Consider the following 18,678-nt stretch of genomic DNA (forward strand, 5'->3'; position numbering starts at 1 on the left):
GAGACAGAGAGGCGGGCCCCGCACACCGTGGGGAAGTGCGGGACCCGCCGGACCGGAGCCGTCGGCGGTGCGGCCGTACGTCGGTCAGGTGCCGTACGGCCCTGCACGGGCTCCGGGGCCTTGCGTGGCGAGGCTCAGGTGCTGCGCCGGGTCACGAACTCGGCCAGCGCGAGCAGGCCGCCGGCCGCCTCTGGCTCGGGCACGGCACGGGCCAGCTCCTGCATGGCCCTCGCCATCCGGTCGGCCGCCTGGGCCTGCGCCCAGTCCCGGCCGCCGGCCCGCTCCACGGCCAGGGCGGTGTGCTCCAGGTCCTCCTTGCCCTCGTCGTACGGCGCCGCGTACAGCTCGGCCAGTTCGGCGGCGGCCGGGGTGCCGGAGGTCAGGGCGGCGACGACCGGCAGTGACTTCTTGCGGGTGGCCAGGTCCGCACCGGCCGGCTTGCCGGTGCGGCTCGGGTCGCCCCATATGCCGATGACGTCGTCGATGAGCTGGAAGGCCAGTCCGGCCTCACGGCCGAAGGCGTCCAGCGCCTCTACGTCCTCCGTGGCCGCACCCGCGTACAGCGCGCCGAGGGCGCAGGCGCAGCCCAGCAGGGCCCCCGTCTTGGCCTCGGCCATGGCGAGCGTCTCGTCGAGCGTGACCTCGCCCGGCGGGCGCCGTTCCATGGCCGTGTCCGCGTGCTGGCCCTCGCACAGCTCCATGACGCAGTCGGCGAGCCGGGTGGCCGCCGCCGCGGCCGCCGGGTGCGGGTCCGCGGCGAGCAGCCGCAGGGCGAGCGCCTGGAGGGCGTCCCCGGCGAGGATCGCGTCGGCGTCGCCGAACACGGTCCACGCGGTCGGCCGGTGCCGCCGGGTGGCATCCCGGTCCATCACGTCGTCGTGCAGCAGGGTGAAGTTGTGGACCAGTTCCACCGCCGCGGCGGCCCGGCCGGCCGCCGCGCGGGCCGCCGGCCCGCCGAGCGCGGTCGCCGCGGTGAGGACGAGCGCGGGGCGGATCGCCTTGCCCGCGTTGCCCGCCGCCGGTGTGCCGTCCGCGTGCTGCCAGCCGAAGTGGTAGAGCGCGATCCGGCGCATCGACTCGGGCAGCGATGCGATGGCGGACCGCAGTTCGGGATCGACCGACGCCCGTGACTCGCTCAGGAGTACGGCTGCCTCGTGCCCTTCGGCCACCTCCTGTCCCTGCCCGTCGGACGGCTCCCTCGGCTCCTTCTCGCGCTGCGTGCCGATGGGCGTGTGCCTTTCCGGCGTTTCGCTGGGACGGCGCGTCGCGGTGGCGCCGCGCGAGGTCTCCGTCATGGACTCACCTTCCCCCTGGGCCCGTCCGTACCCCGGGGGTGTACCCGCCCGGGAGGGCGGGGACACGGCGTTCGGGACAGTGGCGTCACCGCCAGCGGCCGATCTCGACGTTCTCCAGGACGCCGAGCGCGTCCGGTACCAGGACGGCGGCCGAGTAGTAGGCCGTGACCAGGTATTTGATGACGGCCTGCTCGTTGATGCCCATGAAACGGACCGACAGACTCGGCTCGATCTCGTCCGGGATGCCGGTGGCCCGCAGACCGATGACACCCTGGTCCTGCTCGCCGGTACGCATCGCGATGATCGACGACGTACGGGCCTCGGTGACCGGAATCTTGTTGCACGGGTAGATGGGCACACCGCGCCAGGTCGGGATGCGGTTCCCGGCGACGTCGATCGTCTCGGGGACGAGACCGCGCTTGTTGAGCTCGCGGCCGATGGCGGCGATGGCACGCGGGTGGGCGAGGAGCAGCTTGGTGCCGCGCCGGCGGCTCAGCAGTTCGTCGAGGTCGTCCGGACCGGGCACGCCGTCGTGCGGCTGGATGCGCTGGTCGTACTCGCAGTTGTGCAGCAGGCCGAACTCACGGTTGTTGATGAGTTCGTGCTCCTGGCGCTCCTTCAGCGCCTCGACCGTCAGCCGGATCTGCTGCTCGGTCTGGTTCATCGGCTGGTTGTACAGGTCGGCCACGCGCGAGTGGATGCGCAGCACGGTCTGGGCGACGCTCAGCTCGTACTCACGGGGCCGGGCCTCGTAGTCGACGAAGGTGTGCGGGATGTCCGGCTCGCCGGTGTGGCCGGCTGCGAGGTCGATCTCCTTCTCGCCGTGCTTGTTGGTGCGCTGCTCCGGGATCGAGCGCCGCTGCTCCAGGTGCTCGCGCAGCGAGTCCGACCGCTCCGCGACCTGCTCCACCTCCTGGCGGGGCAGCACCAGCACCGTGCAGGCGGTGACCGTGCGGGCGGTGAACTCCCAGATGGCGTCCCCGTCGAGGAGCGCCTGGTCGCCGAAGTAGGCGCCGTCGGCGAGGACGCCGAGCACCGCGTCGTCGCCGTAGGGACCGGTGCCGATCTTCTCGATCTTGCCGTGCGCCAGCAGGTAGACCTCGTCGGCCCGGCCGCCGAACGAGGCGATGACCTCGCCGGGACCGAACTCCCGCTGCTCACAGCGCTGCGCGAGTGCCGACAGGACCTCGTCGTCCTCGTACGACCGCAGGGCCGGCAGCTCGCCCAGCTCCGCGGGGACGACCTCGACGCGGTCGCCCGTCTTCACGAACGTCACGCGACCGTCGCCGACGGCGAAGGTCAGACGCCGGTTGACCCGGTACGTGCCGCCCTGGATGTCCACCCAGGGGAGCGAGCGCAGCAGCCAGCGCGAGCTGATCTCCTGCATCTGGGGAACGGACTTGGTGGTGGTGGCCAGGTTCCGCGCGGCCGCCGTGCCGAGGCTCTGCTGCGGCCTGGTCTGCTCGGTGCGGACCTCTTCGCCTACCGACATAAGGAATTGCCCTCCCGGTCATGCCGGACGGCTACGCCCGGCATCGATGTGCATGGACCAGCCTTCCTCACGGAGCGTGCCGGTGCTATTACACGAAAGAGGGGGAATGGATCACGTGCGGCCGGGGCAGATATGGGGGCTTGTCCGGCGTCTCGGCGTGTTGTCCGGCTCCGTCCGGCCCCTGTTGGGCACCCCTGGCCGGGATGAGATTGGCCGAAACGATTCGCACACGGACCGAGCAAGTAATAGGAGGTGCTCCGTTTCGGTACAAGCTCCGTACGAGGCGGCGGCATCGGGCGGCCGTCACGCAGCGTGAAGGAGCCGAGCGTGGCCTCACCCATGTCCGCGAGCAATTTCCTCAAGGCACTGAAGGCGGAGGGCCTCACCGTCGTCGAGGTCGGCGACTGGCGGGACCACAACCGCAACCACAAGGGCCCTTGGGGCCCCGTGCACGGTGTGATGATCCACCACACGGTCACCAGGGGCAGCGGGCGGACGGTGGACATCTGCCGCACGGGCCACGAGAGCCTGCCCGGCCCCCTGTGTCACGGCGTCGTCACCAAGGACGGCAAGGTCCACCTGGTCGGGTACGGCAGGGCCAATCACGCCGGTCTCGGCGACGACGACGTCCTGCGCGCGGTGATCGCGGAAAAGGCGCTGCCGCGGGACAACGAGGCGAACACCGACGGCAACCGGCACTTCTACGGCTTCGAGTGCGAGAACCTGGGCGACGGCGACGACCCCTGGCCGGCGGCGCAGCTGGAGGCCATCGAGCGGGCCGCCGCGGCGGTGTGCCGCCACCACGGCTGGAACGAGCGGTCCGTCATCGGTCACCTGGAGTGGCAGCCGGGGAAGGTGGACCCGCGCGGGTTCACCATGGCGGCGATGCGGGAGCGGATCCGGGACCGGCTGAAATGATCCGGGACCGGCCCGAGCAACCGGAGGTCGATCCGAGCGGCCAGGGCCCGGACGACGTGAGGTGTCCGCCGCGCGGCGGCGCGACAATGACGGGGTGACCGGCACCGACACCCCCGACCTCACCGCCCTGCGGCCCCGTCTGCCCTCGCCCCTGCACGAGGTGGCCGACGGACGGTTCGAGCGGCACGGTGTCCGGTTGCTGCTCAAGCGGGACGATCTGATCCACCCCGAGCTGGTCGGCAACAAATGGCGCAAACTGGCGCCGACTCTCGCCACGGCGGGCGGCCGTGCCGTCGTCACGTTCGGCGGCGCCTACTCCAACCACCTGCGGGCCGCGGCGGCCGCGGGCCGGCTGCTCGGGCTGCCCACGGTGGGCGTGGTCCGCGGTCACGAGCTGGCCGGCCGCCCGCTCAACCCCTCGCTGACCCGGTGCGCCGCCGACGGGATGCGGTTGCACTTCATCGACCGCGCGACGTACCGGCGCAAGTCCGAACCGGAGACCCTGGCGGCCCTCCTGCGCGCGGTGGACGCCGAGGACGCCGTGGTCGTCCCCGAGGGCGGCAGCAACGCGCAGGCCGTACGCGGCTGCCGCGCCCTGGGCGAGGAACTGGGCGACCACGCCGACGTGGCCGCCGTCGCCTGCGGCACCGGCGGCACCCTCGCCGGGCTGGCCGCCGGACTTCCCCGGGGGCGGCGAGCCCTCGGCATACCCGTGCTCAGGGGCGACTTCCTGGCGGGCGACATACGGCGGCTCCAGGAACACGCTTTCGGCGGGCCGCGCGGCGCCTGGAGCCTGGACGACCGCTTCCACCACGGCGGCTACGCCCGCACGACGCCCGGGCTGGACGACTTCGCCGAGGACTTCGAACGCCGCCACGGCCTGCCCGTGGAGCGCGTCTACGTGGCGAAGCTGCTGTACGCCCTGCTCGCCCTCACCGAGGAGGGCGCCTTCCCGCGCGGGACGACCCTGGCCGCGGTCGTCACCGGCCGCCCGTTCCCCTGAGCGGGCCGCCGGCCGCCGCGCCGGGTGGGCACGCTCAGGTGGTCTCCCGGTAGGCCGCCGCCTCCTCCAGGTCCAGCCGGCGCAGCAGTGTCCGGAGCATCTCGTCGTCGATGTAGCGGCCGTCCCGCAGCCGGACGAAGACCTCGCGCTCGGCGCTGATCATCTCCCTGGAGAGCCGCCGGTAGGTGTCGTCGACGGTCTCGCCGGTGACGGGATTGACCTGGCCGAGCCGTTCCCAGACGGCGTTGCGGCGGCGCTCCAGGACCGTGCGCAGGCGGTCGGCGAGCGGGGTCGGCAGGGCGTTGCGCTCGTCGGCCAGGAGCTCGTCCAGGCGCCGCTCCGCGGCCCGCGAGGCCTGCGCCTGGGCGTTGGCCTCCGCCAGCGTCTCGGCCTGCACGTCGTGCGCCGGGAACCTCAGCAGCCGGATCAGCGGCGGCAGGCTGACGCCCTGGACGACCAGCGTGCCGATGACGGTCGTGAAGGTGAGGAACAGGACGAGGTTGCGCTCGGGGAAGGGCTCGCCGCCGTGCACGGTGAGCGGGATGGAGAAGGCGATGGCCAGGGAGACCACACCCCGCATCCCGGCCCAGCCGATCACGAACGGCCCCTTCCAGGAGAGGTCGCCCTCGCGCGCGCGTACCCGTGCCGACAGCCGGGGCAGGTAGGTCGCCGGGTACACCCACACGAACCTCGCCACGGCGACCACCAGGAACACGGCGAGGGCGTACCAGGCGGCGTCGATCCCCTCGTACTCGCCCAAGCCCTTGAGGACGACGGGCAGCTGGAGTCCGATGAGGGCGAACACGGCCGACTCCAGGACGAATGCGACCATCTTCCACACCGCCTCCTCCTGGAGCCGGGTGGCGAAATCGACCTCCCACGCGCGGTGCCCGAGGTAGAGCGCGACGACGACCACCGCGAGCACCCCCGAGGCGTGCACCTGCTCGGCCACCGCGTAGGCGACGAACGGGATCAGCAGGGAGAGCGCGTTCTGCAGCAGCGCCTCCTTCAGGTGGGTGCGCAGCCAGTGCAGCGGCACCATCAGGACCAGTCCGACGCCGACGCCGCCCACCGCCGCGATCAGGAACTCGCCGATCCCGCCGGCCCAGGTCGCGCCCTCGCCGACGGCCGCCGCGAGCGCCACCTTGAAGGCGGTGATGGCGGTGGCGTCGTTCACCAGGGACTCGCCCTGGAGGATCGTGGTGATCCGGGAGGGCAGCCCCACGCGGCGGGCGACCGCCGTGGCCGCGACCGCGTCCGGGGGCGCCACCACCGCGCCGAGCACCAGGGCCGCGGTCAGCGGCAGGCCCGGCACGATGACGTAGGCGGCGCAGCCGACGACGAAGGTGGCGAACAGCACGTAGCCGACGGACAGCAGGGCCACGGGCCGGGCCTGCGCCCGCAGGTCCAGGTACGAACTGTCGGTGGCCGCCGTGTGGAGCAGCGGGGGCAGCAGCAGGGGCAGGACGATGTGCGGGTCGAGGGTGTAGTCGGGCACGCCGGGCAGGTAGCTCACCGCCAGGCCCGCCGCGACCAGCAGCAGCGGCGCCGGCACCGGCACGCGCCGTCCCGCCGCGGCGATCACTGTGCTGCCCGCCACCAGCAACAGCAGCGGCATCACGTCCATGGTCCTCGCCCGCCCTCGTTCTCCGCGCGGTCATCCGCACGCCCGTCGTAACCTGGCAATCATGAAACAGTGCACGCACGCCGACGCGCTGCCGCACCCGGAACCCGAGCCGTGCGGCGAGACCTGTCCGGAGTGCCTGGCCGAGGGCACGGACCCGGTACAGCTGAGGCTGTGTCTCATCTGCGGCCATGTCGGCTGCTGCGACTCCTCGCCCAGGCAGCACGCGACGGCGCATTACAAGGAGACCGGTCACCCGGTGATGCGGACCTTCGAGCCCGGGGAGAGCTGGCGCTGGTGCTTCGTCGATCACGTCCTCGTGTGACCTCTGCCCGGGACGGTTCGACCGTCTGACGTCTGGGTACGTCAACCCGGCGCGCGCTCTTCCGATTTGAGCCCGCCCACCCCCTAGCCACTGTGCGTGTTCGCGTGTTTACTATGAGTGACAGCATGGGGTTGGGGTCTCGGGGACAGGAAACTTCGGAGCGCGATAACGTCACCGCTGAACCACGTATCGCGTTATCCCGAGGGGCGTCCCTCGGCCCTGTAACGCTTGTACCACCTTGGAGGTGAGGGTGTCCCAGATCGCAGGCGAGCCCGCGACCCAGGACTTCGTCGAAGTCCGGCTGCCGGCCGCGGGTGCCTACCTGTCGGTGCTGCGTACGGCGACGGCCGGCCTCGCAGCTCGTTTGGACTTCACCCTCGACGAGATCGAGGACCTGCGCATCGCAGTCGACGAGGCCTGCGCGATCCTGCTTCAGCAGGCCGTGCCCGGCTCGGTGCTCAGTTGTGTCTTCCGCCTCGTCGACGACTCACTCGAAGTCACCGTCTCGGCGCCGACCACGGACGGCCACGCCCCCTCGCGGGACACCTTCGCCTGGACGGTGCTCTCCGCCCTCGCGGGCAAGGTCTCCTCCGCCGTGGACGAGGACAAAACCGTTTCGATCAGCCTCTACAAACAGCGCGGCGCGGGACCCGGGCCGACGTGAGGGACGGGGACGGGCCGGTGCGGGACGAAGAGCGCGGTACACGGGAGCTGCCGGCCGAGGGCACACGTTCTCCGAACGAGGCGCGACGCACGGCGGACGGCATCGACGGCATCCCCGAGCAGGCCCGGCCGCATCCGGAGGACGAGACCTCGCCCGAGGCCGTCGTTCCGGGCGACGGGCAGCGGACCGGGGAGACCCCGGTCCGGCCCGTCCGAGCGGAGGCGAGGGCTCGGGAAAGGGCGACGGGCGGGACGATGAGCGAGCACGAGCGACACTCCGAGGGCCACGCGCCGGGCGCACGGGGCGCACAGGGCACCCGGCACGACTCGCAGGACCGCAGCGGTGCGCGCCTCCTGTTCGCCGAGCTGCGCACGCTGACGAAGGACAGCGCGGAGTACGCGGAGCTGCGCAATCGGCTGGTCCGCATGCATCTGCCGCTGGTCGAGCACCTCGCGCGCCGCTTCCGCAACCGCGGTGAGCCCCTGGACGACCTCACCCAGGTCGCCACCATCGGGCTGATCAAGTCGGTGGACCGCTTCGACCCGGACCGCGGGGTGGAGTTCTCCACCTACGCGACCCCGACGGTCGTCGGCGAGATCAAGCGGCACTTCCGGGACAAGGGCTGGGCGGTGCGCGTCCCGCGCCGCCTCCAGGAGCTGCGGCTGGCCCTGACGACGGCCACGGCTGAGCTCTCCCAGCTGCACGGCCGCTCCCCCACGGTCCACGAGCTGGCCGAGAAGCTGTCGATCTCGGAGGAGGAGGTCCTGGAGGGCCTGGAGTCGGCCAACGCGTACTCCACGCTGTCCCTGGACGTCCCGGACACCGACGACGAGTCCCCGGCGGTCGCCGACACCCTCGGCGCCGAGGACGAGGCCCTCGAAGGGGTCGAGTACCGGGAGTCGCTCAAACCGCTCCTCGAAGACCTGCCCCCGCGCGAGAAGCGCATCCTGCTCCTGCGCTTCTTCGGCAACATGACCCAGTCCCAGATCGCGCAAGAGGTCGGGATCTCGCAGATGCACGTCTCCCGGCTGCTGGCCCGCACGCTGGCACAGCTGCGGGAGAAGCTGCTGGTCGAGGAGTAGCCGCCGGGCCGGGTACCGCCCGGGCGCCGTCGTCGGGCGCCCGGAGCTACTTCCCGGCGCCGCCCGGTCCCCGGATGCCCAGGGCCTGGGTGGTGGTGGGGTTGACGAGCAGCACCAGCCCGGCGACGGCCACCACTCCGAGCACGATGCCCGCCGGGACGGCCAGGCTGTCGGCCCGCACCATGTTGTAGGCGACGGGCAGCGCCATGATCTGCGTGATCACGGCGGGCCCCCGGCTCCAGCCCTTCCGGCCGATCAGTCCACGGGCGGCTAGCAGCGGCAGCAGGGCAAGGACGATCAGGGTGACGCCGCCGGTGACGGCCGCGGTCCGGTCGTCGGGGTGCCCGGTGAGGCCCTCCACGAGCATCCAGGCGCCGCCGACGACGAGCGCCAGCCCCTCCAGCGCGGCGACGGCGGCCGCGGCGGTCAGCCGGCCGGGGCGGGGGCCGGCCTCTTCGGCGGCCGCGGAGGTGGGGGCGGGGGTCTGCTCACTGCTCACCCCTGAAGGGTAGCCCTCGGCCTGTGCGCGCCCGCCCGGGTGTCGGGCGTATCACGCGCACGGGGTGCGGTGGGGATCTTCACCTCGGTCTGGGCCGAGTACCACCCAGTAGGTACCCTGCACACCATGCGTGCACTTCTCGTGGTCAATCCGGCGGCAACCACCACGAGTGCGCGCACGCGCGACGTGCTGATCCACGCGCTGGCGAGCGAGATGAAACTGGAAGCGGTCACCACCGAGTACCGCGGCCACGCCCGCGACCTCGGCCGGCAGGCGGCACAGAGCGACGACGTCGACCTGGTGGTGGCCCTCGGCGGCGACGGCACGGTGAACGAGGTCGTCAACGGCCTGCTGCACGCGGGACCCGACCCCGAGCACCTGCCCGGCCTCGCGGTGGTCCCCGGCGGTTCCACCAACGTCTTCGCCCGCGCCCTCGGCCTGCCCAACCACGCGGTGGAGGCCACCGGGGCGCTGCTGGACGCCCTGCGCCAAGGCAGCGAGCGCACCGTCGGTCTGGGCCTGGCGTCGGGTACGCCGGGCTCGGAGGACGAGGCGGTCCCGGCCCGCTGGTTCACCTTCAACGCCGGTCTGGGGTTCGACGCCGGCGTGGTCGGCCGCGTCGAGCAGCACCGCGAGCGCGGCAAGAAGTCGACGCACGCCCTCTACGTCCGCCAGGTGGTGCGCCAGCTCATCGGCGAGCCGCACCGCCGCAGCGGGACGATCACCCTGGAGCGGGCGGGCGAGGACCCGGTCACCGATCTGGTGCTCTCCATAGTTTCGAACACCTGCCCGTGGACGTTCCTCGGCAACCGCCCGATCTACGCCTCCCCCGAGGCGTCGTTCGACACCGCGCTCGACGTCTTCGGCCTCAGCCGGCTGTCGACGGCCTCGGTTGCCCGGTATGGCACCCAGTTGCTCACTTCGTCCCCCGAGCGCGGGCCGCGCGGTCGGCACGCGGTCGCCCTGCACGATCTGACCGACTTCACCTTGCATTCGAAGGTGCCCCTGCCCCTCCAGATGGACGGTGACCACCTGGGGTTGCGAACCAGCGTGACGTTCACAGGCGTACGCCGTGCACTGCGTGTGATTGTGTGAGCAGAAGGGGCGAAAGTCCTTTCACTCGAACGTTTAGACCAGGGTCCACCCCATGGAAGTACGGCTGTGACCTAGTCGACACCGAAGAATCAAAAAAAACTTTCCGGAAGGGGTTGTATCCGCCGCCGAGGTTTGCGAGTCTCTTCTTGGCGATCGGGACAGCCCGCAGGACCGGCATCCACAGATCACCGGAACCCCTCTTCAAACCACAGGACCACGCCAGGGAACCTGGCGCTAGGCCCTTCCCTTGTTGAGGGATTCGTGAAAGCGTTCACATTCACAAGCATCCCAGCATGTAATACCAAGGAGAGGTAGCAGCCATGGACTGGCGTCACCGCGCCGTTTGCCGCGAGGAAGACCCCGAGCTCTTCTTCCCCATCGGCAACACCGGTCCCGCGCTGCTGCAGATCGAGGAAGCCAAGGCCGTCTGCCGTCGCTGCCCCGTCATGGAGCAGTGCCTGCAGTGGGCGCTCGAGTCCGGCCAGGACTCCGGCGTCTGGGGTGGTCTCAGCGAGGACGAGCGCCGCGCAATGAAGCGCCGTGCCGCCCGCAACCGGGCTCGTCAGGCCTCCGCCTGACAACCCACCCCTACTGACAGCCTCAGCTTGGCGGCGCGTACAGCGAGTACGCATCCCCCGCTCCCGAGCCGCAGCGCGCAGTACCCCCGATGCGCATCGGACGATGTATCGCACGAGCACTGGCCTCGGACCTTCACCGGTCCGGGGCTTTTTGCTGTGCCCGCGCCCCTACGCCCCGTGCTGCTTCCGCGGCCTACTTCTCCGCGGGCACCGGGATGTCGAGGATCACCCGGGTGCCGCGCTCCGAGGCGGGGACCATGTCGAAGGTGCCGCCCAGCTCGCCCTCCACCAGGGTGCGGACGATCTGCAGGCCCAGATTGCCGGAGCGGTGCGGGTCGAAGTCCTCGGGCAGGCCGACGCCGTCGTCCTGGACGGTGACCAGCAGCCGGGCCTCCTTCGTCGTACCGCCGCGCACCGCGGAGACCTCGACCGTGCCGGTGTCGCCGTCCCGGAAGCCGTGTTCCAGGGCGTTCTGCAGCACCTCGGTCAGGACCATGGACAGCGGGGTGGCGACCTCGGCGTCGAGGATGCCGAAGCGTCCGGTGCGCCGGCCGGTGACCTTGCCCGGTGAGATCTCCGCCACCATCGCGAGCACGCGGTCGGCGATCTCGTCGAACTCCACGCGCTCGTCCAGGTTCTGGGAGAGCGTCTCGTGCACGATCGCGATCGAGCCCACCCGGCGGACGGCCTCCTCCAGCGCCTCGCGGCCCCGGTCGGACTCGATGCGCCGGGCCTGGAGGCGCAACAGGGCCGCCACGGTCTGGAGGTTGTTCTTCACCCGGTGGTGGATCTCCCGGATGGTGGCGTCCTTGGTGATCAACTCGCGTTCACGTCGGCGCAGTTCCGTCACGTCCCGCAGGAGCACCAGCGAACCGATGCGGGTGCCCTGGGGCTTGAGCGGGATGGCGCGGAACTGGATCACCCCGTCGTGCGCCTCGATCTCGAACTCGCGCGGCGCCCAGCCGCTGGCGACCTTGGCGAGCGCCTCGTCCACCGGGCCGCGGGAGGGGGCGAGTTCGGCGGTGGTGCGGCCCAGGTGCTGGCCCACCAGGTCGGCGGCCAGGCCCATGCGGTGGTAGGCCGACAGGGCGTTCGGCGAGGCGTACTGGACGATGCCGTCGCCGTCGACCCGGACCAGGCCGTCGCCGACGCGGGGCGAGGCGTCCATGTCGACCTGCTGGTTCTCGAACGGGAAGGCGCCGGCCGCGATCATCTGGGCGAGGTCCGAGGCGCTCTGCAGGTAGGTCAGCTCCAGGCGGCTCGGGGTGCGCACGGTGAGCAGGTTGGTGTTGCGGGCGATGACCCCGAGAACGCGGCCCTGGCGGCGTACCGGGATGGACTCGACGCGGACCGGGACCTCCTCGCGCCATTCGGGGTCGCCCTCGCGCACGATGCGGCCCTCGTCCAGGGCGGCGTCCAGCATGGGGCGCCGACCGCGCGGGACGAGGTGGCCGACCATGTCGTCCTGGTAGGAGGTGGGACCCGTGTTGGGCCGCATCTGGGCGACGGAGACGTAGCGCGTGCCGTCCCGGGTGGGGACCCACAGGACCAGGTCGGCGAAGGAGAGGTCGGAGAGAAGCTGCCACTCCGAGACCAGCAGATGGAGCCACTCGAGGTCGCTGTCGTCGAGCGCGGTGTGCTGGCGTACGAGTTCGTTCATGGAGGGCACGGGCTGAGCGTACCTGGCGGTACGGACAGTGATCGAAACCAGCCACTCCGCACGGCTCCCCGCCCCCCGGACGCGGCCCGGCAGACTCCCGGAAACACCCGCGGGCCGCGGCGCCTGAGAGGGACCCTCAACCCTCCCGGCACCGCAGCCCGGAGCAACATCGGCCGTGGGGTGTGCGGTCCCGGTCGGCCGAAGGATGAGGAGCCGGGGCAGTCAGGGCAGAGAGCTCCGGTTCCTCGGTCCGTCCTCCTGTGCGGGGAGGACGGAAGCCTGACGATCACCTTGCGCGAGTGACACGGTCGGTGCCTCGCTGTCCATTGTGGACTAGACCACTAACCGTGTCCATGCGGTGGACGTTGTTTGTTGTTGGTGACTTCCGCCGCCCGCACCACCGTCCGGGCAGCCGCCAGAAGCCTAACCCTGATGGCTCAACCTCGGGGCCAGACCGCCAGGGCAATTTCCGCGAGTGCCTCCAGCTCCGCCCGGCTCGCGCCGTCGCGCGCCTGCTGGGACATGCCCTGGATCATCGCGCCGGTGTACCGGGCGAGGGCGGCGGCGTCGGTGTCCGGCGGCAGTACGCCCTCGTCCACGTCGGCGTCGATCCGGCGCTCGATGGCGGCGATGTTGGCGTTGCGCCGCTCCCGCAGGGACTCCTCGACCTCGGCGGTCGAGCAGTTGGCGGCCGCGTGGATGACGAGGCAGCCGTGCGGCCGGCCGGGGGCCGTGTACTCGGCGGCGGCCTCGCGCAGCATCCTCTCTATACCCGCGCGCGCGGTCGGCTCCTCGGCGAGGGCACGGTCGCCGAAGGAGCCGTACCGCAGGCCGTACTCCTGGACGACCTCCTCGAAGAGCGAGCGCTTGTCGCCGAAGGCGGCGTAGAGACTCGGGGCGCCGATGTCCATGACCCGTGTCAGGTCGGAGACGGACGTGGCCTCGTAGCCGTGCTCCCAGAACGCCAGCAGCGCGGCCTCCAGCGCCGTCGCCCGGTCGAAGGAGCGCGGCCGGCCGCGGGTCCTGGCCGCACCGCTCCGAGCAGGCGACCCGGACCGTTCACTCTTCTCACCGCTCACCATGGGGTGCATTTTATAGCGCTCACTAGAAAAAGTCCGCCCGGCACCTGTACGGTCATTTCTGTAGCGACCACTAGTAAATGCGAAGGGGGCGACGGAATGGGCGTGCTGACGGGCAGGACGGCACTCGTCACAGGGGCGAGCAGGGGCATCGGGCGGGGCATCGCGGAGCGGCTGGGCCGCGACGGCGCGCGGGTCGGGGTGCACTACGGGCGGAGCGAGGCGGCGGCGAGGGAGACGGTCGCCGCGATCGAGGCCGCGGGCGGCTCGGCGTTCACGGTCAGGGCCGACCTGGCCGCTCCGGGTGCAGCCGAGGCGCTGTGGGAGCAGTTCGACAGACACGCCGACGGCCTGGACGTCCTGGTGAACAACGCGGGGATCGGCAACACGCGCCCCATCGGGGAGATAGGGGAGGCGGAGTACGACGCGGTCTTCACCGTCAACGTGAAGGCGCCGTTCTTCATCCTCAAGCACGGCATGCACCGGCTGCGCGACGGCGGCCGGGTCGTCAACATCTCGTCGGGCCTGGCGCGTACGGCCGTGATGCCCGACAACATGGCGTACGCGATGACCAAGGGCGCGCTGGACGTGTTCTCGCGCGACCTCTCCAAGGTGCTCGGCGCCCGCGGCATCACGGTGAACTCGGTGGCGCCCGGCATCATCGACACGGACAACACGGCCGAGCTGCTGCACGGGAGCCCGGACGGCTGGGGGCGGGCCGCCGCGCTCTCCGCACTCGGCGGGGTGGGGTCGACCGCCGAGGTGGCCGACGTCGTCGCGTTCCTCGCCTCGCACGGGGGCCGATGGGTCACGGGGAGCTGGGTGGACGCCACGGGAGGTTCACTGACCTGACACCCCCGCCGGCGCACACGCCGTCACACCACCACTCGCCTGACCGTTTCAGCGAGACCGCGCGGGCCTGCTCTGTTAGATTGGTCTAAACCACATAGCCAGTCCCGGGCCCCGGGTGAGTCCTCTCTTCGAAACGGCAGGCCAGCGTGGAAGTTGTCATCGTTCCCGATGCCAAGGCGGGCGGCGAACTCATAGCCGAAGCCATGGCACAGCTGCTCCGGCGCAAGCCCGACGCCCTGCTCGGGGTGGCCACCGGCTCGACGCCGCTGCCCGTGTACGAGGCGCTGGCGGCCAAGGTGCGCTCGGGTGCCGTGGACACCGCGCGGGCGCGGATCGCCCAGCTCGACGAGTACGTGGGGCTGGCCGCGGAGCACCCGGAGTCGTACCGCTCGGTGCTGCGGCGCGAGGTGCTCGAACCGCTGGGCATCGGCATGGACGCGTTCATGGGCCCCGACGGGACGGCCGCGGACGTGCAGGCGGCGTGCGAGGCCTACGACCGGGCGCTCGGCGGCGCCGGCGGGGTCGACCTCCAGCTGCTGGGCATCGGCACCGACGGGCACATCGGTTTCAACGAGCCGTGCTCCTCGCTCGCCTCGCGGACGCGGATCAAGACCCTGACCGAGCAGACCCGGGTCGACAACGCGCGCTTCTTCGACGGCGACATCGAGCAGGTGCCGCACCACGTGATCACCCAGGGCATCGGCACCATCCTGGAGGCCCGGCACGTGGTACTGCTCGCCACCGGTGAGGGCAAGGCCGACGCGGTCGCCGCGAGCGTCGAGGGCCCGGTCGCGGCCGTGTGCCCGGCCTCCGCGCTGCAGTTGCACCCGCACGCCACGGTCGTCGTCGACGAGGCCGCCGCGTCCAAGCTGAAGCTCGCCGACTACTTCCGGCACACCTACGCCCACAAGCCGGACTGGCAGGGCATCTGACGTTTCCCCCCGGCTCTCCCCGTCCCGCGCGCGGAGCCTCACGGGACGGTCACTCACGTGCGAAGGCGCCGGTTCCCCACGGGGACCCGGCGCCTTCGTGTGTCAGGGCCGGGCCCGCCGCGCCCATGCCCGTGCCCGTGCCGTGCCGCCGCGCCGACACTCACACCGAAGGCGCCGGTCCCGTCACGGGTCCGGCGCCTTCGGTGTGAGGGCGGGGGTTGGTCAGACGCCCGCGAGGGCCTCCGCCGCCGCTCGGCCGCAGACGCGGGCCGCGCCGTGGGTGGCGAGGTGGACGGCGCCGCGGGGCTCCGCACGCGGGACGCCCATCTCGACGACGACCGTGTCGGGGCGGGCCGCCAGCAGGACGTCGAGGGCCGCCGCCATCCACGGGTGGCGGTGCTCGTCCCGGACGACGGCGACGATGCGGCGGGGGCCCGCCGCGGCCAGCGCCTCGCGGCCGGCGTCGGCCCCGTTGAAGCTGCCGGTCTCGGTGCCCGGCAGCAGGCGGCACAGCTCGGCGGCCACGCCCCAGGGCGTCTCGTCGCCGACCGCGATGTTCGCCACCGGGGTGAGCGCGGCGACGTACGGCGGCTCGGTGAGGGGGGCGAAGTCCCCGGTGACGCGCAGCGCGCGGCGGGCCGCGCGCAGGCCCACGTCGCCGTCGGCGGCGTCCGAAGCCCCGTCGGCCGGACGGTTCGCCGCGGCCCAGCGGGACAGGGACCGGACGCGTTCCGCCGCGTCGGCCAGCCGCTCCTCGGGCAGTTCACCCGCGCGGACGGCCTCGGCCAGCGCGTCGCTCAGCCGCCGTACGGTGCCCTCGTCGTGCAGGCCGCCGCCCACGCAGATCGCGTCGGCACCGGCGGCGACGGCCAGGACGGTGCCGCGCTCGATGCCGTACGTGCCCGCGATGGCCTTCATCTCGATGCCGTCGGTGACGATGAGCCCGTCGTAGCCCAGTTCGCCCCGGAGCAGGTCGGTCAGGATGCGCCGGGACAACGTTGCCGGAAGCTCCGGGTCCAGGGCCGGGACCAGGATGTGGGCGCTCATCACCGCGCGGCTGCCGGCCGCGATGGCGGCGCGGAAGGGGACCAGGTCGCGTTCGGCCAGCACGTCGGCGCCCACGTCGATGCGCGGCATGGCGTGGTGGGAGTCGATGCCCGTGTCGCCGTGGCCCGGGAAGTGCTTGGCGGAGGTGGCCACGCCCGCGGACTGCATCCCGGTGATGTAGGCGGCGGTGTGCCGGGCGACCAGATCGGTGTCGGAGCCGAAGGCCCGCACGCCGATCACCGGGTTGTCCGGGTTGGAGTTCACGTCGGCGGACGGCGCCCAGTTGAAGTTGACGCCCGCGGCGGCGAGCCGGCGGCCCAGTTCCGCGGCCACCGCGCGGGTGAGCCCGACGTCGTCCACCGCGCCGAGGGCGTGGTTGCCGGGGAAGGAGGAGCCGGTGCGCACCTCGAGCCGGGTGACGTCGCCGCCCTCCTCGTCGATCGCGACCAGCAGGTCCTCGCGCTCGGCGCGCAGCTGCGCGGTCAGGGCCGCCACCTGCTCCGGCGAGGTGACGTTGCGCCCGAACAGGGCGACGGACGCCAGCCCTTCGCCGATGCGGCGCAGCAGCCAGTCGGGGGCGGTGGTGCCGGCGAAGCCGGGCTGGAGGACGGTGAGCGCGTCGCGCGTGAGGGTGTCGGTGGCCCTCGCGAGGGTCGTCATCGGTGGTGCTATCCCTTCACGGCGCCGGCGGTCAGGCCGCTGACGGCCTTGCGCTGGAGGTAGACGAAGAGGATCAGGATCGGGATGGCGAACAGGGAGGAGGCGGCCATGGTCGCACCCCAGTTGTCGCCGAAGACGGTCTGGAAGCTGGTCAGCCACAGCGGCAGGGTCTGGGACTCCGCCTCCTTGTTGACGACCAGGACGAGGGGGAGCTCGTTCCAGGCGGTGATGAAGCCGAACATCGAGGTGGACATCAGGCCCGGGGCGAGCAGCGGCAGGATGACGCGGCGGAAGGCCTGGACCCGGGTGCAGCCGTCGACCATCGCGGACTCCTCCAGCTCCTTCGGCACGGCGGCGACGAAGCCGCGCAGCGTCAGGATGGTGAAGGGCAGGATCATCATCATGTAGAAGAGCGTGAGCGGCACCAGGCTGTTCAGCATCGAGGCGTCGCGCACGATCATGTAGATCGCGATGACCATGACTTCCCAGGGCGCCATCTGGGCGAGCATGAAGCCGACGATGAAGCCGCGCCGCCCCTTGAACCGCATCCGCGCCAGGGCGAAGGACCCGGCCAGCGCGATGATCAGCGAGAAGACGACCGCGCAGACGGTGACGATGAGCGAGTTGCTGACGTACGTCCAGAAGTGGTCGGCTTCCGTCGCGGTCTTGAAGTGCTCGAAGGTGACGTCGGTCGGGAACCAGACCGGGTCCTCCGAGATGATGTCCGCGGTCGGCTTGAAGGCCGTGGCGAACATCCAGTAGACGGGGAAGACGAGGCCGATGAACAGGACGACGGCCGTGACGTTGGGCCACACGCGGCCGAAGAGCGAGCGCTTCACAGCTCGTCCTCCTCTTGCTTGAGCACGATCCTGAGGTAGTACGCGGTCAGGCCGAGCAGGATCAGGATGGTCAGCACCGCGATCGCCGCACCCATGCCGTAGTGCTGGTTGCCGACGCCCTCGATGTAGGCGTAGACGGGCAGGATCTCGGTGAGACGGTCCGGTCCGCCGCCGTTGAACGTGTAGACCTGCACGAACGCCTTGAAGATCCAGATGACCTCCAGGAACGTCGTCGCGTAGAGGAACGGGCGCAGGAACGGCAGGGTGACCGAGGTGAAGCTGCGCCACGCGCCGGCCCCGTCGAGGGCGGCCGCCTCGTACAGCTCGTCGGAGATGGTGGTGGTCGCCGCGTAGAGGTTGATCGCGACGAACGGGACGGACATCCACACGATCAGCACGGTGACGACGAAGAAGGTCGAGAACTGGCTGCCGGTCCAGCTGAAGTCGGCCATGGAGTGCCAGCCGAGCTTGTCGAGCACCCAGTTGACGACGCCGAAGCGCTGGGCAAAGAGCCACTGGTAGACGGTGGTCGCGGCGACCACCGGCATGGCCCACGCCAGTACCAGGCCGATCATCAGCACGAACCGCATCGCCCTGCCGAGGCGGGCGAGCAGCAGGCCGATCAGACCGCCCACCACCATGGTGAGGACGACGTTGACCGCCGTGAAGATGATCGAGCGGAGGGTGACGCGCCAGAAGTCCTCGCCGGTGAGGACCTCCTTGTAGTTGTCGAAGCCGGTCCACTCGGTGACGTGCTGGATCAGCTGCGCCATGTTGAGGTTCTGGAAGGACAGCAGGCCGTCCTTCAGCAGCGGCCAGCCGAGCAGCAGCACGGTGGCCGCGGCGGCGGGCAGCAGCAGCAGATACGGGGCCAGCGCGCCGACCCGCGACGCGGCTCTCGCTCTCGGCCCGCCGCTTCCCCCACCGTCCGCCTTGCGGACGTCCGACGGGCCTGAGGGCGGCCGTTCGGTCTGCACGGTCATGCTCGGGGTCTCTCTCTTCTCGACCTGTTCACCTCGACGCCGGGGCGGGGG

18 protein-coding genes are annotated in these 18,678 nt (G+C 71.5%); 9 read left to right on the forward strand and 9 right to left on the reverse strand.

The genetic code is table 11. The features are described 5' to 3' along the window. Positions 1-134 precede the first annotated feature (134 nt). Positions 135-1,295, reverse strand: a complete 1,161-nt coding sequence (locus tag ACZ56V_RS00815; protein WP_468938174.1) for a family 2 encapsulin nanocompartment cargo protein polyprenyl transferase — start codon at positions 1,293-1,295, stop codon at positions 135-137. 85 nt (positions 1,296-1,380) lie between these two features. Then, positions 1,381-2,787, reverse strand: a complete 1,407-nt coding sequence (locus tag ACZ56V_RS00820) for a family 2B encapsulin nanocompartment shell protein (RefSeq protein WP_398913053.1) — start codon at positions 2,785-2,787, stop codon at positions 1,381-1,383. Positions 2,788-3,126: 339 nt separating this feature from the next. On the opposite strand from ACZ56V_RS00820, the gene ACZ56V_RS00825 reads away from it, so the two are divergent. Both ACZ56V_RS00825 and ACZ56V_RS00830 read left to right on the forward strand, forming a co-directional pair. Next, a complete protein-coding gene (locus ACZ56V_RS00825; protein ID WP_468939331.1) occupies positions 3,127-3,705 on the forward strand; it encodes an N-acetylmuramoyl-L-alanine amidase in 579 nt (192 codons plus the stop codon). Positions 3,706-3,799: 94 nt separating this feature from the next. Next, entirely contained in the window at positions 3,800-4,708 is a 909-nt protein-coding gene (locus ACZ56V_RS00830) for a 1-aminocyclopropane-1-carboxylate deaminase/D-cysteine desulfhydrase (protein WP_398913055.1), read from the forward strand. Positions 4,709-4,742: 34 nt separating this feature from the next. Here the strand turns inward: ACZ56V_RS00830 and ACZ56V_RS00835 are convergent, their stop codons facing one another. Then, complete coding sequence (locus ACZ56V_RS00835; RefSeq protein WP_468938177.1) at positions 4,743-6,335, reverse strand: Na+/H+ antiporter; 1,593 nt, start codon at positions 6,333-6,335, stop codon at positions 4,743-4,745. 61 nt (positions 6,336-6,396) lie between these two features. Between ACZ56V_RS00835 and ACZ56V_RS00840 the strand changes: the two genes are divergently transcribed. From ACZ56V_RS00840 to ACZ56V_RS00850, 3 genes are all read left to right on the forward strand, one after another. Beyond that, entirely contained in the window at positions 6,397-6,657 is a 261-nt protein-coding gene (locus ACZ56V_RS00840) for a UBP-type zinc finger domain-containing protein (RefSeq protein ID WP_104633712.1), read from the forward strand. A gap of 250 nt (positions 6,658-6,907) precedes the next feature. Next, positions 6,908-7,321 carry an ATP-binding protein gene (locus tag ACZ56V_RS00845; protein ID WP_003973726.1) on the forward strand — a complete coding sequence of 138 codons (414 nt, stop codon included), beginning with the start codon at positions 6,908-6,910 and terminating at the stop codon, positions 7,319-7,321. Between the two features lie 17 nt (positions 7,322-7,338). Further along, a complete protein-coding gene (locus ACZ56V_RS00850; RefSeq protein ID WP_468938181.1) occupies positions 7,339-8,403 on the forward strand; it encodes an RNA polymerase sigma factor SigF in 1,065 nt (354 codons plus the stop codon). A gap of 46 nt (positions 8,404-8,449) precedes the next feature. Here the strand turns inward: ACZ56V_RS00850 and ACZ56V_RS00855 are convergent, their stop codons facing one another. Next, positions 8,450-8,902 (reverse strand): hypothetical protein, encoded by a 453-nt coding sequence (locus tag ACZ56V_RS00855; protein WP_356360370.1) that lies wholly within the window; start codon positions 8,900-8,902, stop codon positions 8,450-8,452. Positions 8,903-9,028: 126 nt separating this feature from the next. Here ACZ56V_RS00855 and ACZ56V_RS00860 point away from each other — a divergent pair, with 126 nt between their 5' ends. Beyond that, positions 9,029-9,997, forward strand: coding sequence for a diacylglycerol/lipid kinase family protein (locus tag ACZ56V_RS00860; protein ID WP_356360368.1), 969 nt, complete (start codon positions 9,029-9,031; stop codon positions 9,995-9,997). A 320-nt stretch (positions 9,998-10,317) separates the two neighbouring features. After that, complete coding sequence (locus ACZ56V_RS00865) at positions 10,318-10,575, forward strand: WhiB family transcriptional regulator (RefSeq protein WP_003973730.1); 258 nt, start codon at positions 10,318-10,320, stop codon at positions 10,573-10,575. A 193-nt stretch (positions 10,576-10,768) separates the two neighbouring features. Here ACZ56V_RS00865 and ACZ56V_RS00870 read toward each other — a convergent pair whose 3' ends face one another. After that, positions 10,769-12,244 (reverse strand): sensor histidine kinase, encoded by a 1,476-nt coding sequence (locus tag ACZ56V_RS00870; protein ID WP_468938186.1) that lies wholly within the window; start codon positions 12,242-12,244, stop codon positions 10,769-10,771. A 428-nt stretch (positions 12,245-12,672) separates the two neighbouring features. After that, on the reverse strand, positions 12,673-13,317 hold the full coding sequence (locus ACZ56V_RS00875; protein WP_398913063.1) for a TetR/AcrR family transcriptional regulator: 645 nt from the start codon (positions 13,315-13,317) through the stop codon (positions 12,673-12,675). Positions 13,318-13,413: 96 nt separating this feature from the next. Here ACZ56V_RS00875 and ACZ56V_RS00880 point away from each other — a divergent pair, with 96 nt between their 5' ends. After that, a complete protein-coding gene (locus ACZ56V_RS00880; protein ID WP_398913065.1) occupies positions 13,414-14,166 on the forward strand; it encodes an SDR family oxidoreductase in 753 nt (250 codons plus the stop codon). Positions 14,167-14,312: 146 nt separating this feature from the next. After that, entirely contained in the window at positions 14,313-15,098 is a 786-nt protein-coding gene (gene nagB / locus ACZ56V_RS00885; protein ID WP_398913067.1) for a glucosamine-6-phosphate deaminase, read from the forward strand. A 222-nt stretch (positions 15,099-15,320) separates the two neighbouring features. On the opposite strand, the gene ACZ56V_RS00890 is transcribed toward nagB, so the two are convergent. The 3 genes from ACZ56V_RS00890 to ACZ56V_RS00900 are packed head-to-tail and all read right to left on the reverse strand — an operon-like array spanning position 15,321 to position 18,627. After that, positions 15,321-16,805: a glycoside hydrolase family 3 protein gene (locus ACZ56V_RS00890; RefSeq protein ID WP_467381694.1), complete on the reverse strand. Its 1,485-nt coding sequence runs from the start codon at positions 16,803-16,805 to the stop codon at positions 15,321-15,323. A gap of 8 nt (positions 16,806-16,813) precedes the next feature. Further along, positions 16,814-17,644 (reverse strand): carbohydrate ABC transporter permease, encoded by an 831-nt coding sequence (locus ACZ56V_RS00895; RefSeq protein ID WP_356360356.1) that lies wholly within the window; start codon positions 17,642-17,644, stop codon positions 16,814-16,816. Then, on the reverse strand, positions 17,641-18,627 hold the full coding sequence (locus ACZ56V_RS00900; RefSeq protein WP_468938192.1) for a carbohydrate ABC transporter permease: 987 nt from the start codon (positions 18,625-18,627) through the stop codon (positions 17,641-17,643). The genes ACZ56V_RS00895 and ACZ56V_RS00900 overlap by 4 nt, the downstream gene beginning before the upstream one ends. Between the last annotated feature and the right edge of the window lie 51 nt (positions 18,628-18,678).

It is taken from the genome of Streptomyces sp. NPDC034099 (assembly GCF_055575415.1).

Excerpts from the sequence above, each read along its gene's own strand:
- ACZ56V_RS00815 (WP_468938174.1), bottom strand. The coding sequence starts at position 1,295 with ATGACGGAGACCTCGCGCGGCGCCACCGCGACGCGCCGTCCCAGCGAA.
- ACZ56V_RS00820 (WP_398913053.1), bottom strand. The coding sequence starts at position 2,787 with ATGTCGGTAGGCGAAGAGGTCCGCACCGAGCAGACCAGGCCGCAGCAG.
- ACZ56V_RS00825 (WP_468939331.1), top strand. The coding sequence starts at position 3,127 with ATGTCCGCGAGCAATTTCCTCAAGGCACTGAAGGCGGAGGGCCTCACC.
- ACZ56V_RS00835 (WP_468938177.1), bottom strand. The coding sequence starts at position 6,335 with ATGGACGTGATGCCGCTGCTGTTGCTGGTGGCGGGCAGCACAGTGATC.
- ACZ56V_RS00840 (WP_104633712.1), top strand. The coding sequence starts at position 6,397 with ATGAAACAGTGCACGCACGCCGACGCGCTGCCGCACCCGGAACCCGAG.
- ACZ56V_RS00860 (WP_356360368.1), top strand. The coding sequence starts at position 9,029 with ATGCGTGCACTTCTCGTGGTCAATCCGGCGGCAACCACCACGAGTGCG.
- ACZ56V_RS00865 (WP_003973730.1), top strand. The coding sequence starts at position 10,318 with ATGGACTGGCGTCACCGCGCCGTTTGCCGCGAGGAAGACCCCGAGCTC.
- ACZ56V_RS00875 (WP_398913063.1), bottom strand. The coding sequence starts at position 13,317 with ATGGTGAGCGGTGAGAAGAGTGAACGGTCCGGGTCGCCTGCTCGGAGC.
- ACZ56V_RS00880 (WP_398913065.1), top strand. The coding sequence starts at position 13,414 with ATGGGCGTGCTGACGGGCAGGACGGCACTCGTCACAGGGGCGAGCAGG.
- ACZ56V_RS00890 (WP_467381694.1), bottom strand. The coding sequence starts at position 16,805 with ATGACGACCCTCGCGAGGGCCACCGACACCCTCACGCGCGACGCGCTC.
- ACZ56V_RS00900 (WP_468938192.1), bottom strand. The coding sequence starts at position 18,627 with ATGACCGTGCAGACCGAACGGCCGCCCTCAGGCCCGTCGGACGTCCGC.